Below are 14,236 nucleotides of genomic sequence, written 5' to 3'. Positions count from 1 at the left end.
AGTGAGGAGTTTACCTTTCTCCCCCTGCTCCTCCTCCCCCTGCCCCTCTGCCCCCTGCCCCCCTGCTTCCTACCTCCGGTTTCACTTGGACTGTGGCACCAGGCACTAGGTTGAATTGTCCATCAATAACTACTTGCTCACCTGGTTTCAACCCTTGTTTAATTACCGTTTCGTTCTCAACGGTGTCGCCGACGGTAATTGTCCGCATTTCTGCTGTTTTGTCGGGTTTGACCACATACACAAATTGTCCCTTTTGCCCACTCTGTACCGCCTGGGAAGGAACAGTAATGGCATTTGGTTCTTCGCTCAGTTTGAGGACTACATTAACAAACTGTCCCGGAAACAGGCGATCGTCATTGTTGGCAAAAGTACCCTTAAGTTGAATCGTACCTGTTTGGGTATTGACTCCACTATCGACAAAGGTAAGTTCGCCTCGTACTGGCCGCCCTGCGTCTTTAGGAGGTAAAGCATCGACTTCTAACTTGCCGTTATTAGCACTGTATTTTTTGATATCTGGCAGTAATCGCTGGGCAATGGAAAAGTTGACGTAAATCGGGTGAATTTGACTGATTGTAATTAGCGGATCGGTAGCATTCGCCTCTACCAAGTTGCCTTGATTTAGCTTCAGACTACCCGTGCGTCCAGCAATTGGTGAGTAGATGGAAGTATAAGAAAGCTGAACTTTAGCATTATCGATCGCAGCTTCATCTGCTAGTACCACCGCCTGAGCATTTTGTACATCTGCTTGAGCTGCTGCCACCGCAGCCTGAGCATTTGCCACTCCCTCTTGATCTGCCTTTACCGTTGCTTGTTGAGCAGCAGCAGTAGTCTGATACTGTTCCGACTGTTCTTTACTGATTGCCCCTTGCTTGAGCAAACTACTATAACGTTGAGCTTGCACATTTGCATTTGTTGCCTGGGACTTATCCTTCACGACATTCGCTTTTGCCTGGTTCACTTGAGCGATCGCTTTTAGCACATTAGCCTGTGCCTGTTTTACCTGAGCCAAATCTTTTGCCTTGGCAGCATTAGCTTGCATCAGCGCAGCTTGTAGAGGGCGAGAATCAATTTTAAATAACAAGTCTCCTTTCTTAACGTTCTGTCCTTGCTGAAAATAGACTCCAGTCAGTTGCCCACCAACTTGAGATTTGACAGATACTGTAGAATATGCTTCAACTGTCCCCGTAGCCGATAACTGTACTGGAATAGTTTTTTGAGCCGCAGTGGCAACCACCACTGGCACGGCTCGCTTTTTTCCTGCTTCTTTTCCACTTGATTGGGCTTCGGAAGCATTACAGGCAGCACATAAGTAAGTTAGACCTAATACAAGTAATGAAAACCGTCCTCTTTGAATAACGTTATGAAAGCTAAAAATAGTTTGAGCAGTCAAGGACGAAGACTTTATCGTCTGAATAGAAACTAAACGGCGCATATTAACAATTTGGGGAAAGGGGAAGCACATACACGTACTAGCTTGTCGTTAGACATCGCATTTTTTGCAAAATGGTTGGTTGCGATTAATTCTAATTAGATAAGCAGAATGTTAGTCAAGCTAAACATTAGTGTACTAATAATTGCTTTTTTCGCCTACCCCTTTTAGAAATAAATTGTTGTGACTTTATTTATATATATTTAGGGTTGTGTTGCAAAAATTATTTGAGAATAAGTGGAATAGTCTAAGCAACAATTTTATTTTACGAAGGCGTAGTTTACCGCCGTAGGCATCGCAGTTTGTCGTTCAGCCAAAATAAATATTTTGACTCAGACATTTAAGCAATCGCCCTCAACTGAAATTTAAGCAGCATAAAAAATTGGGGCAGGTGATAAACCCGCCCCGACATTTGATGATATATTGCGCCCAACGGCTTTTGCTACAGGCTTTAAACTATCAACTAAACGCACCATATCTTCTAAAGAGAGTGCTTGACGGGCATCAGAAACAGATTTTTCTGGTTGTGGGTGACATTCAATAATTAATCCATCAGCACCGCAAGCGATCGCAGCCCTAGCCACAGGTGCTACCAGTTCCCGTTTACCGACAGCATGGGAAGGATCTACAATCACAGGCAGGTGAGTTATTTGCTTGAGTGCTGCCACTGCTGCTAAATCTAGGACATTGCGGGTGTAATCATCGAAGCTGCGGATACCTCTTTCGCACAACACCACATCAGGATTCCCGTGGCTAAGAATATATTCAGCAGCCATGACAAATTCTTCAATAGTCGCTGCTAAACCACGTTTGAGTAATATTGGTTTACCAGCTTGTCCCAAAGCTTTGAGCAAGTCGAAGTTTTGCATATTACGACTGCCAACTTGAAGCATATCAGCATGGGCGGCGACTACTTCAATTTGAGAAATTGACATCACCTCAGTGACAACTGGCATATTGTAATGCGATCGCACCCTTGCCAAAATCCTCAATCCTTCCTCACCCATACCCTGGAAAGCGTAGGGAGATGTGCGAGGTTTGTAGACACCGCCACGCAACCCCTGTATCGATGCAGTAGATAGCTTTTGGGCGACAATCTCCATTTGTTCTAAGCTTTCAACGGTACAGGGGCCGCCGATAATTACCAGTTCTTCGCCTCCGAAAGCGACTTTTTCTGAGATTTTAACGATTGTCTGGTGATTCGGATGAGATTGTGCGGCAAGTTTAGCATTAATCATGGTTTCATTTTCCTAAAAAGTTATGGATTGAGTATTAGGTATTAAGGTAAGAGTTCTTTTCCAGTCGCCAGTGATAACAAAAAAGCCCGGAACCTTTGAAGAGTTCCGGGCGCGTTCTGATTCATCGACATGACGCTACTTACCCGGAATTTAATCTGGGCCAAAAGTAAAAGCCATAAAACCAGCTACTTAAATAAGTCATGACGATGAAATTCTCCTTAAAACAACAAAAACCGCAGAGTTTGCTCTGCGGTTCACCGGGCGGTTTCCATTAGGAAACTACATTCACTCCCGGTGAACCACCTTAAACCAAAAATAAAAGTAGGAACTTGTTTTAAGCATTTGCGGGGCTTTTGCTGGAAAATTTAATAAATATACCTATTTAAGCTAACATTAACAGGAAGAATAGGCAGTGTCAAGACCCCAATAAACCACAAAAAAGCGATAGACTCAGTACAACCGTAGGAGTAAAGACCCGCATTCTAGGGAAATAACCTGCCTTAAGCCGCTTTACATCTATATCAATTGCCCCTAAGACAGATGTAGTTTTTCAAATAATCTATATTTGGTCTTTCCTGTGAATGCGTAACTCCTAAAAACATATACACCAGTTTGCTTTTTAAATGGGGTACAAAATAAAGGGCTCAAAACCAGATACAAAGAGTTTCTATCTCCTGTCCCCTGCCCCCTGCCCTCTGCCCCCTGCCTCCAAACCCGTAGCTTTGTACTTCATGCAAAAGAAAACATCTGTAATTCTTCTGACTTATCATTTCACCTTGCGAAAGCTGATTGCAGACAATTGACGATCGCCATACATTATTCTGACCCAAGCCCTCATTGACCAGATTAACTTTTTAGGATCATCAGTTTCATTATGCCCAGTTCCAAAATCTTAGCCCAATCTTTCGACTATTATGGAGTTTACCCCTGCCCAGTCTGTCGAATAGGTAAGATTTCTCACATGCCATTGATGGAAGCTATGGCTTGTGACTTTTGTCAAGAGATTTTTACAGTCAACTTAGAAATACAGCAAATCAAGATGCCTTCTAGACAACCACCATTAACTTGGCGTTGGAATGGGTTTAGTTGGACAGAAGGCCAGTTAGAAGGTGTGGAGTTAGGTTGGGGTTATGGACTAGCGGCAGCAGTTTTTGTAATTCTTCCCACTACTTTAATTGGCATAGTAGCTTACTATTTTCCTGCTGACCTCAAGGAACCCATTACCTGGACACCATATATTTGGACAGTATTGACTTTTTTATCACATTTATCAATTATTGTTTGGATTGTTATTGAAATTTATCAGATTCCAGTTGCAGCATATTTAAGAGCGATCGCTCGATGGAGAAATCGGGGGATGGAGAGATGAGGAAGCAGCTGAGTGGCAAAAGATGCAGCGAATACATGGCTCCATCACTGATAATTAAGTTGATTGTCCACCAAAATATCGTATGAGCGATCTGGAGCGGTACTATAGAATTTTGGAATTAGAGCCTGGAGCAACACTTGAAGAAGTGAACCAGGCTTACAAAGATTTAGTCTTTGTTTGGCATCCCGATCGCATTCCCAAAGACAATCTCCGTTTACAGCAGAAAGCACAAGATAAGCTGAAAGCCATAAATGAAGCTCGTGAAAAATTGCGCTCTCTAAAAACCAAACATCAAACTATATCTAATTCACCTTCACCTTCATCTTCACCTTCACCGTCATATCAACAGCAAACACCATCTCAAAAAACCCAGCCACCACCGAAGCAAAACTCAGACTTGAGTGGCAAAGACTACAGTCGGGCAAATTTGAGCAACAAAGACTTATCTGGCAGAAATCTAAGTTATGCAAACTTGAGTGGTGCTAATCTCAGCGACACTTTTATGCACAAAGTCAACCTTAGAGGGGCGAATTTATCTGAAGCAAATTTATTTCGGGCAAACCTCCTTTTAGCGGATCTCAGGGAGGCGAATTTACGTGGTGCTAATTTAATTGGTGCGGATCTCAGTGGAACCGACTTACGAGGAGCCGACTTAACAGGAGCGCGGATTCGTTCTGGTGAGCGCCTCTTGGTTAAATTAATTGGTGCTAACTTAGCTGGGGCAATTATGCCTGATGGGGAAATTTATCAATAACCGATGTTGCACTACGACACAGAGTCAGGTAGCACAGGTGTGCTACCTAATTTTTTTGAGTACAAAAGACCAAAACACCTGTAGAGACGGCGATTTATCGCGTCTCAAAAACCCAAAATTTTTGCCAGTAGCCCTTACCTAAGCGTATGAGTAGAAGTACTTAAGTTGACACGCGTAAGTAATGCTGTGTCCTTGCTTTGCGGTTAAATCATTAATTGCGATCGCCTAGTCAATTTTACGGGAACACAATATAAAATCTTTAGTCATTAAGCAAGTACAGGTTAAATATCCAAGGTTTAACTAAGAAGTTAGAAGTCAAAAACTAGAATTAATTAGAGAAAAAATATCGCTAATTGTAGATTGCTAAATATTTTATTTAGTGAGGAAAGCTGTTGACTTTTATTCAGCAGTCATACATCAATTACATATTTCCTCTAAATAAAAATACTGAATTTAATTTAGATACTTCTACAAGTAATTCAGTTTAATTCTAGTTACTTAAATCTCAATATGCAGATGTAGCTTCGGTAAGTTAGATAGCTAACTTTTCGATAGTTTTGAGATGTCTATTATGGCTTAAATAGTCTATATTTTGGCTTTTTTGAGCAGATTCGTCTAGTTCGCGAATTTCTACTTGGCCTATTAATGTGTTGATTATTTCACCGGAAATAAGTTTGTTTTAGATTCTTTATATATCAAGAATCTATCAGTTTGCCATAAGTTATACATGGGTTTCTCCTCCCATTTAAATATGGTTGATACTGATTTTTTTAACGATCGGGTTTCCGGAATCAGCCGCAACGAATTTGGAGCTAACACTATCCAAATACTCAAAACAGGTGAGTTATGAATAATCAAAATTTCAAGACAACATCTATCAACTTTATCAAATCTTTTCTAGCTGCGGCTACACTGATAACAGCTTCCGTCGGCCCTGCTTTTGCTAACGACAAAGTAGAAATTGTAGGTGCAGAATATGGTGGTAATGGCTGCCCTGAAGGATCTGCTAGTGTAAGTGTCAGCCCCGATGGTCAAGAGCTAAGTATTCTATTTGATAAGTTTATAGCTGTAGGGAATAAAGCAGAAGAAAGACGCAAAAACTGTAACTTAAGTATTCCGATCAAAGTCCCCCAAGGCTTTCAAATTTCCCTCTACGATGCTGATTATCGGGGCTATGTTGCTCCTAGCACAATTGGCAGACTAAGAGCAGAGTACTTTTTTGCTGGTCAGCGTGGCCCTGTTTTTTCTCGGACATTTAACGGCGAAAGTGATTACAACGTTCGCGATCAATTAGTGACTGTAGCTGATGTTTGGTCACGCTGTGGCGACAGTGTAAATATGCGGGTAAATGCTGCGATGACCGCCAGTGGTCAAGGTATGGCAACTGTTGACTCTTTTGACCTCGCCCACCGAGGGTTGGTTTATCACGTCAAATATCGCCAGTGTCGTTAAGTCTTTTCAAAGCCGAGAGCCACAAACTTTTAGCTTTAAAAAAATCTAAGGCTTTGTTGGTTTGAGCAACACGGAACCTAACACTCTGTATCGATGTTAGGTTTTCTTACATCAACCCAACAAAGCCCTTTTTTGCACTTAAAGCTTACTGCTTTTGACTGTTTTAAGTAGGTAAGTGCGGATATTTATAACTATGTTCAGAACTTTAAATTGTAGGGTGCGTTAGCAGAGCGTAACGCACCTTGAATTATGGCTGATTTTTCACGTTATGTGGAAAAGTCCACCAAAAAACTAAACCCCTTACCGACGCGGGAAGGGGGAAAATTCAAAGTCTCTCTCCTTCTAGGCTACGGTGTACACACAAGTCACCAGTTTTATCCCAATACGCTTGGGATAAGCCAGAAAGCCCTCATGTAGAGACGCGATTTATCGCGTCTAAAAGACTGACACGATAAATCGCCGTCTCTACAAAGAATGTACTCGTCAATTATTCCTTGACAGACTACTATTTCCGACTTGTGTGTACACCGTAGCCTTGTAGGAGAGAAATTTAGAGAGAGGTTTTCCAGATGCCTTGAAAAGTCATGAATTTACAACCAACCTGTAAAATTGAATATGATACATCAAGGCTTTTAGGCGTTGTGAACTTTTTTATTGGTTGTGCTGTTTGGGCATATAAAGGTTGGGTGGGCGAACTTTACCCCCAAGGTACTCGCACCGCCGATTTTCTCCATCTCTACAGTCGTCGCTTCACCACTGTAGAAGGTAACACCACCTTTTATGCTGTGCCTAATCAAGAAACTGTAACCCGTTGGGCTGCCGAAACCCCAGCAGGTTTTGAATTTTGTCTAAAATTACCGCGAGATATTACCCATCAAGGGTTGCTACAACCTTATATTCCGGCGGCTTTAAAATTTCTGGAAGGGATGCGCCCTTTAGGTAAGCATCTTGGCCCAATATTTGCCCAGTTACCACCTAGTTATGCACCTGCATTGTTTGACGATTTGACCAACTTTCTGGAAGCTTGGCCGCGCACAGATGCACCCCTAGCCCTGGAAGTTCGTCATCCCGATTGGTTCAGAGAACCCCATGCTAGTAATTTGACAGCGCTTTTACAAAAGCTAGGTGTAGGACGGGTACTTTTAGACTCGCGCCCCATTTACACTGGAGATGATGACCCCCAGTTACAATCAGAACGACGTAAACCTAAATTACCGTTGCAATTGAGTGTGACAGCACCTTTTACTCTGATTCGGTTTATTTCCCATCCAAATTTATCAGTGAATCAGCCGTTTATGGAAGAGTGGGTAAGGCAGATTCAGCAATGGTTACAGGCGGGAGTGCGAATTTATTTCTTTGTTCATTGTCCAATAGAAGCGCGATCGCCTAACATAGCGCGTCATTTCCAACAGCTATTAGAACAGAGTGATACACCAGTTCCACCCTTACCTTGGAATAACCTTGAGCATCCACCCAATCAACTGAGTTTATGGTCTTGAAAGGCAAGGCGTAAGGATCAAAGGAAATAGTCCCACAGAATGAAATTTATAACTTTTATAATATATCTAATGTTTAGTGATAAAAAAAGAGCGATAATTAGTGTTTCAGTACTTTTCTGTTAATGCTTGATATTTCTTTATTCTTGACAAAAACGGCTATTAACGTTTTTGTTAAATGATTATGAGGCTTTAGGTGATACATAAATATATCTAAAAAGAAAAGTATTGATTTTTAGTATGTAATTTAAGCATTTTTTTGAAAGCAGTTACGCCAAAGGAGGTTAAGATGAGTCGTCTTCTTTATGAAAGTTCAGTCTCACACAAAGGATATCTCATCATTCCATTCGTTTTTGCGAAAGTTTATAATTACGAGATTTATTCTTATAAATTGCTTTGTGAAATTGGTCGCAGAAGCCAATTCCATAAAGCAGAAAACCCAGCAGGAATATATGGAAATGGCGTTAGTAACATCATTGACATTGCAAAAGAACATATCGATCAAAATTCAGACTTTGTTAACCAGAGAGATTATTTTAAGTCTCGCTATATTTACCGTAACCATTTGATTATTATCTTCCAAGAAGGAGACAAATGCTTTTATGACCATTATCCACCAGAGTTATTGAATAATATTGCCGCTCCAAAATTATTCAAATCCGAATACGAATGCCTGAGTTGGATTAAACAAGGACTTGATGGGCCACAGGTGCGACAAAGAGCTATTTGAAAAAGACAGAAGTTAGGAGTTAAGAGCAAAGCAAGCTTAATATAGGACTCATATTTGATTTTTGAAAAAATCAGTATAGCTCAAATAGGCTTTTTAACTGTTGCCTATTTCCTGTTGCCTTCCTATCGCGCTTGCACTGCGCGAACAGAAATCAATTAAACGAATTTTCTGGAATAGGCTAATGTAGTAATGTAGATTATTTACTGTAGTACATAAGGAGGACGAACTATGACTGAGTTGCTAGCAGTCCGGGTTAATGTGACCATCCCAACCCAACGGACACAAGGCGCAGAGATTCTTGTTCACTCCTCTTTACTACAGGAATGAAAACTAGAATTTACAGACATTATTGTGCTGGGGGCTTCCCTGCATAGAAATGTCCTCCTCTGTGGAACCTTGTGCAAAACAAGTAGTACACATCGAGGAAACATCAATGAATTTGGATTATTTAGGCTGGAGTGACTTTTTTGCTCGCAGCTTTAAACCCTATCGCTTACAAGGATTTAGTGTTGGTAGGGTTGCCATTGAATACAGAAATACTTACACCCTTTATAGTGAAGAGGGAGAACTTTCAGCAGAAGTTGCAGGCAAATTGCGGCATCGGGCTTCCCAACCACAAGATTTTCCAGCAGTGGGAGATTGGGTTGTTATTAGTGTAAGAGAATCTGAAAGACGAGCCACCATCAACGAGATTTTACCCAGGAAAAGCAAATTCTCCCGCAAGACGGTGGGTAGTAAAACAGAAGAACAAATTGTTGCAGCTAATATTGATACAATTTTCTTAGTCTCAGGGCTAGATGGCGATTTTAACCCTAGAAGAGTTGAACGTTATCTAATTCTGGCTTGGGAAAGTGGTGCAAATCCAGTAGTGGTGTTAAACAAAGCAGATTTGTGCAACTCTCTAGAAGAGTACTTAACACAAGTAGAAGCAGTTGCTTTGGGTGTACCAATTGTAGTTTTAAGTGCCACCAATCATCAAGGATTAGATGCTTTAAAACCTTACCTGCAACCAGGACAAACAGTTGCTTTGTTGGGGTCTTCTGGTGTTGGTAAATCCACCATCACTAACCAACTACAAGGCACATCTGTGCAAATGGTATAACCAGTACGGCGAGGTGATGACCGAGGTAGACACACAACAACTCATCGTGAATTAATTTTGCTCTCTACTGGTGGATTAATTATTGATACGCCAGGAATGCGGGAAATCCAAATTTGGGCAGGTGACGAAGGTTTGCAAGAAACTTTTACAGATATAGAAACCTTGGCGCAAAAATGCCATTTTCGCAATTGTCAGCATAATAACGAACCCGGTTGTGGAGTGCAGCAGGCTTTGGCTGAAGGAGAACTTGATTATTCCAGGTTTCTCAGCTACCAAAAGTTGCAAAAAGAACTCGATTACCTTACACGCAAACAAGACCAGAGGATGCAACTAGCCGAGAAAGAACGCTGGAAAAAGATTCATAAAGCCATGCGAAATCATCACAAGCGCTAATTACACAGGTATCAACTTCAGCTAAAACTCCCTTTAAAACCTCGTTTCCAGCCTCTACTGGAAACGAGATGCAAGAGCCAATCTTTAAAAGCTTATTAGCTTTTACCTTAATTGAATCTACTTTCATGACAAAATTTTGAAGTGAAAAATAACAAATTATTTTTTCGTTATAAAACATTAGTTTTAAATACTTTTATCAAATAAGCAAAAGTATCTAACTGTACATATTGACTATGAACAACAATTTCAATAATTGGCAATCTTTGAGCGTGTAACTTATGACTATTAAAGATTCTAAGGATAATCTTCTATCCAGTAAATAAATAATTTGAGATTCGGCAAATAAATTAGTGAGATGTATGTTATGGTTTTTATAGGAATCAAAACGAGTGAAAGTACAAAAAGACTTCAAGATAATTTTGAGGCAAGCTCAAGAAAGTTTTTTTGCTCTGGTAAGTCCACTTCAATTCGCTACATCTTTTTGTAACAAAAATCTAAAACTAGATTGAGTAGGATAGTAGCCTTTGTAACAACTTGAAGTCAATCAAAATTTATCTGGGTATGAGTCAATAAGAGTTGGCTAACCTAGCTAGAACATTACCCGCCACAGGCAATTACTCTTGGAGTCTGGGAAGAAAGACTCTTAGTACAGCCTGACAAATCCATAGAAATACAGAATATTTACAAACTTAGTTTTGTGGGAGCAAACATTTTCAACCGCGAACTAAGTTGAAGCAGTTGATGACTTTTGCAATGAAAACTCTAAGCAGAATGGTGCCATAACCATACTGTCAAAAGTCACTTAGATATTGTCTAAGCCAAAGTGTTAGAGATTGCATGTGCAAACATTATAGTATTGCACCTATAGCTACCACTTTTAGGCTGAAATTTATCTTGCTGCATCAATCACGAAATGATAAGCGCTATTGAAGTTTTTGGCGACTTGACATCAGCAAAATCAAAAAAGTTGCAGTGACCATTTAGAGTGGATTGCAATTTGGTTGGTTGTGTGGTTCAGGGAACAAATCTGCGTTCGTTTGAATTCCTGCTGCAACCACTCTTGAGGCTTGAGCAACCATTTGGAATTCTGTTACAACAACTGACAATGCTGAAGTCAAAGTTTTAAAGACTTCGTTATTAGGAGATAGAGATTTTCTATCACTTGAGCTATCGCTTTGTGGGTAAATATATTCTGATTTTGACTGTTTTTGTCGGGGTGCAATGTCTAGCGACAAGTTGCTACACGTTAACGCCAACAGGCTCTACTTCCCTACGTTCCAAGGGTGAATATCTCATATCGAGCTTCCGACCCATCAATTAAATCATTGTAGGAAAACACAACCATGACTGACGAAAAGATTAGACAAATAGCTTTCTATGGTAAAGGCGGTATTGGTAAATCTACCACCTCTCAAAACACCCTTGCAGCAATGGCTGAAATGGGTCAACGCATTCTAATTGTCGGTTGCGACCCTAAAGCTGACTCTACCCGTTTGATGCTACACAGTAAAGCTCAAACAAGTGTTCTTCAATTAGCTGCTGAAAGAGGCGCTGTAGAAGATATTGAACTCGAAGAAGTAATGCTGACTGGTTTCCGTGATGTACGTTGTGTGGAGTCTGGTGGCCCTGAACCCGGTGTAGGTTGCGCTGGTCGTGGTATTATCACTGCTATCAACTTCTTAGAAGAAAACGGTGCTTACAAAGACGTTGATTTTGTAAGTTACGACGTTTTGGGTGACGTTGTGTGCGGTGGTTTTGCTATGCCTATCCGTGAAGGCAAGGCACAAGAAATCTACATCGTTACCTCTGGTGAAATGATGGCGATGTATGCAGCTAACAACATCGCTCGTGGTGTTCTCAAATATGCTCACACTGGCGGCGTGCGCTTGGGTGGTTTGATTTGTAACAGCCGTAACGTTGACCGAGAAATCGACTTAATCGAAACCTTGGCAAAACGTTTGAACACCCAAATGATTCACTACGTACCTCGTGACAACATTGTACAACACGCAGAATTGCGTCGGATGACTGTTAACGAGTACGCACCAGATAGCAATCAAAGTAACGAATATCGGATACTGGCTAAAAAGATCATCGACAACGACAAGCTAGCTGTTCCCACCCCCATTGAGATGGAAGAGTTAGAAGAGTTGTTGATTGAATTCGGTATTCTCGAAAGCGATGAAAATACCGCAATGCTTGTTGGTAAGACTGCTACTGAAGCACCAGTCAAGTAGTACTAATTAAATAATGGTTTAGGGTGGGCTACTTGCCCACCCTTTTCTCATTCGTTTCAATTCCTAATAGGGATTTTGATAAATTGCAATTTGCAACCAGGGGCCATATCGGGAAAAAATACGGAGTTTCAATCCCTAATAGGGATTTTGATAAATTGCAATAATCCTAAAATTGTTTCTGAGGCAGTGGCGGCAGTAGTTTCAATCCCTAATAGGGATTTTGATAAATTGCAATAACCTAAGACAGATGGTGTATGGGTTCCCAATATGTTTCAATCCCTAATAGGGATTTTGATAAATTGCAATCTTTTAGATTTAGAAAGTCACTAAAAAGCCCTAGGTTTCAATCCCTAATAGGGATTTTGATAAATTGCAATTCTCGTAGTCCGGGCAGAAGTATACATAATAGAGTTTCAATCCCTAATAGGGATTTTGATAAATTGCAATATTGGCTTTGTATACCCAATCAAGTGCGGTAAGGTTTCAATCCCTAATAGGGATTTTGATAAATTGCAATATGTGGACGGTGTATCAACTAGGGTACATGTAAAGTTTCAATCCCTAATAGGGATTTTGATAAATTGCAATCATCTAATGATTTGATATAATCAGCAAAAAAGATTGTTTCAATCCCTAATAGGGATTTTGATAAATTGCAATCGCTGGCTTATGAAAGCTTTGCCCTATTTGGTTTTCAAGGTTCGGTTACGCGAATGCTGAAATGATAACACGATGAATTGTGAATTGGCTAGAGGCAAATGGCTGAAAACTACTCTCCATAAGGTGCGCGGATGGATTGAAATGCGTAGGCGTAGCCCACCGCAGGCATCGCTCCCCAGTTCTTGCACATAGCACAGTTCAGCCATTTTTCTAGTTACCCCCTCCCCAATACCTACCCATCCGCGCATTTAACAAAAAAACTAATCTGATTGGAAAGCTGCTTATTTATAAATACCCTACTTGATTAGTTAGAGTGTTGCCGGGGTGGGCTACACCTACAGAATACCAGCACCCTCATGATTGACTTTATTTGCCAACGTCTTCAAAGTCTGTTATTGCACAAGCAAACTCTCTAAAAGCTGTTTTAATCAAAACCTCTTTCGTTCCCCTTTCCAGCGAAGAATTACGTATCATGTCTGTTAATTCTATGAACAGTAGAGAAAACATAAAACGATCTTGCCGATCAACTTGTTTCAAGCAAGACGATATAAACTGATAAAGCTCTGTTTTTCGCGGTTTGGTTTGTTCTTCCCATATTTGTAACCCAAGCCGCAAGGTTCTTAAGCGGATCTCGTTGCTATTGAAGGACGCGTCTTTGTAGCGGACAGATACGCGTTGGGGTATTTCCATGAGTTTTAGCTATACATATTCAATGTAAAGTAGTTATTCACTTATATTTTGGCTTAACCGGAAAAATCTGGTATTTTGCACCAACCCCAACAGCTGCCATAGATTAGCAATGAATAATGTGTGTGGAATATAGACGGTTAGTAGGGGGTCGCAACTGTGCATTGATGTCAACTTAAAGTCAAAGCCAGTAAGCAGTAGCAGCCCATACAGGTTAAACCTGGAAATGAGGTTTTAAAAGGGTTTTGGTCTAAGTAAACACTAATGACAGCCGTGTACCCCTACTACGATCAATTTAGAGGATGCCCCAGAAATGGAGTAAACCTTGGCCTGAAAAAGCTTCAATCAAAATCGCAGATAAAAAACCAATCATTGCAAGGCGACCGTTCCAATTTTCACTCTGAGGAGTGAAGCCAAAACGCACAGCATTAGGATCTTCTGAAACAATAGGCGCAGGATTCTTAAAACCTGTCATGAGTAAAACTCCAAAGTTTAAGTTTTGTAGCAGTTGTAACTGTCTGTAAAGTAATGTAACAGATGTTTAAAAAAATGCAACATTGGGTGAATAAAGAAAAGCTAAAGAAAAATTTGCTCAATGAAGAGGTAGGGGGGAAAGGAGCAGGGTGAAGAGGGACAGGGGGCAAAGGGGAGATAAAAATTACCTCTTTCCCCTCTGCTCCCTTGCATCT

Annotated in this window: 12 protein-coding genes, 1 pseudogene and 1 CRISPR repeat array; of the genes and pseudogenes, 7 read left to right on the top strand and 6 right to left on the bottom strand. The window is 40.7% G+C overall.

Going from position 1 to position 14,236, the window contains the following annotated elements; all coding sequences use genetic code 11:
- Window positions 1–10 precede the first annotated feature (10 nt).
- Window positions 11–1,432 (bottom strand): efflux RND transporter periplasmic adaptor subunit, encoded by a 1,422-nt coding sequence (locus NPUN_RS05320; protein WP_148220251.1) that lies wholly within the window; start codon window positions 1,430–1,432, stop codon window positions 11–13.
- A gap of 362 nt (window positions 1,433–1,794) precedes the next feature.
- Window positions 1,795–2,667 carry a 3-deoxy-7-phosphoheptulonate synthase gene (gene aroF / locus NPUN_RS05315; protein WP_012407791.1) on the bottom strand — a complete coding sequence of 291 codons (873 nt, stop codon included), beginning with the start codon at window positions 2,665–2,667 and terminating at the stop codon, window positions 1,795–1,797.
- 874 nt (window positions 2,668–3,541) lie between these two features.
- Between aroF and NPUN_RS05310 the strand changes: the two genes are divergently transcribed.
- The 6 genes and pseudogenes from NPUN_RS05310 (at window position 3,542) to rsgA (ending at window position 9,963) form a co-directional block, all read left to right on the top strand.
- Window positions 3,542–4,036, top strand: a complete 495-nt coding sequence (locus tag NPUN_RS05310) for a hypothetical protein (protein ID WP_041565211.1) — start codon at window positions 3,542–3,544, stop codon at window positions 4,034–4,036.
- 82 nt (window positions 4,037–4,118) lie between these two features.
- Window positions 4,119–4,790: a pentapeptide repeat-containing protein gene (locus tag NPUN_RS05305; protein ID WP_012407789.1), complete on the top strand. Its 672-nt coding sequence runs from the start codon at window positions 4,119–4,121 to the stop codon at window positions 4,788–4,790.
- 846 nt (window positions 4,791–5,636) lie between these two features.
- Window positions 5,637–6,242 (top strand): DUF4360 domain-containing protein, encoded by a 606-nt coding sequence (locus NPUN_RS05300; protein ID WP_012407788.1) that lies wholly within the window; start codon window positions 5,637–5,639, stop codon window positions 6,240–6,242.
- A 641-nt stretch (window positions 6,243–6,883) separates the two neighbouring features.
- Window positions 6,884–7,741, top strand: coding sequence for a DUF72 domain-containing protein (locus tag NPUN_RS05295; RefSeq protein WP_041565919.1), 858 nt, complete (start codon window positions 6,884–6,886; stop codon window positions 7,739–7,741).
- A 286-nt stretch (window positions 7,742–8,027) separates the two neighbouring features.
- Window positions 8,028–8,468 (top strand): hypothetical protein, encoded by a 441-nt coding sequence (locus NPUN_RS05290; protein ID WP_012407786.1) that lies wholly within the window; start codon window positions 8,028–8,030, stop codon window positions 8,466–8,468.
- A 376-nt stretch (window positions 8,469–8,844) separates the two neighbouring features.
- Window positions 8,845–9,963: pseudogene (gene rsgA / locus NPUN_RS05285) on the top strand (ribosome small subunit-dependent GTPase A).
- Window positions 9,964–10,943: 980 nt separating this feature from the next.
- On the opposite strand, the gene NPUN_RS41575 reads toward rsgA, so the two are convergent.
- Window positions 10,944–11,198: a hypothetical protein gene (locus NPUN_RS41575; protein ID WP_041565210.1), complete on the bottom strand. Its 255-nt coding sequence runs from the start codon at window positions 11,196–11,198 to the stop codon at window positions 10,944–10,946.
- A 108-nt stretch (window positions 11,199–11,306) separates the two neighbouring features.
- On the opposite strand from NPUN_RS41575, the gene nifH reads away from it, so the two are divergent.
- Complete coding sequence (gene nifH / locus NPUN_RS05275; RefSeq protein ID WP_012407784.1) at window positions 11,307–12,200, top strand: nitrogenase iron protein; 894 nt, start codon at window positions 11,307–11,309, stop codon at window positions 12,198–12,200.
- A 53-nt stretch (window positions 12,201–12,253) separates the two neighbouring features.
- A CRISPR array of direct repeats spans window positions 12,254–12,860; the repeat unit is 37 nt; unit sequence GTTTCAATCCCTAATAGGGATTTTGATAAATTGCAAT.
- Between the two features lie 23 nt (window positions 12,861–12,883).
- Here the strand turns inward: nifH and NPUN_RS41570 are convergent.
- The 3 genes from NPUN_RS41570 to NPUN_RS05260 form a co-directional block, all read right to left on the bottom strand.
- Window positions 12,884–13,066, bottom strand: coding sequence for a hypothetical protein (locus NPUN_RS41570; protein ID WP_167315576.1), 183 nt, complete (start codon window positions 13,064–13,066; stop codon window positions 12,884–12,886).
- A 160-nt stretch (window positions 13,067–13,226) separates the two neighbouring features.
- A complete protein-coding gene (locus NPUN_RS05265; RefSeq protein WP_012407783.1) occupies window positions 13,227–13,550 on the bottom strand; it encodes a hypothetical protein in 324 nt (107 codons plus the stop codon).
- 292 nt (window positions 13,551–13,842) lie between these two features.
- Window positions 13,843–14,022, bottom strand: a complete 180-nt coding sequence (locus NPUN_RS05260) for a chlorophyll a/b-binding protein (protein WP_012407782.1) — start codon at window positions 14,020–14,022, stop codon at window positions 13,843–13,845.
- Window positions 14,023–14,236: the final 214 nt, after the last annotated feature.

The organism is Nostoc punctiforme PCC 73102 (assembly GCF_000020025.1).
GTDB lineage: Bacteria > Cyanobacteriota > Cyanobacteriia > Cyanobacteriales > Nostocaceae > Nostoc > Nostoc punctiforme.
This window is presented reverse-complemented; position numbering and strand designations above follow the sequence as displayed.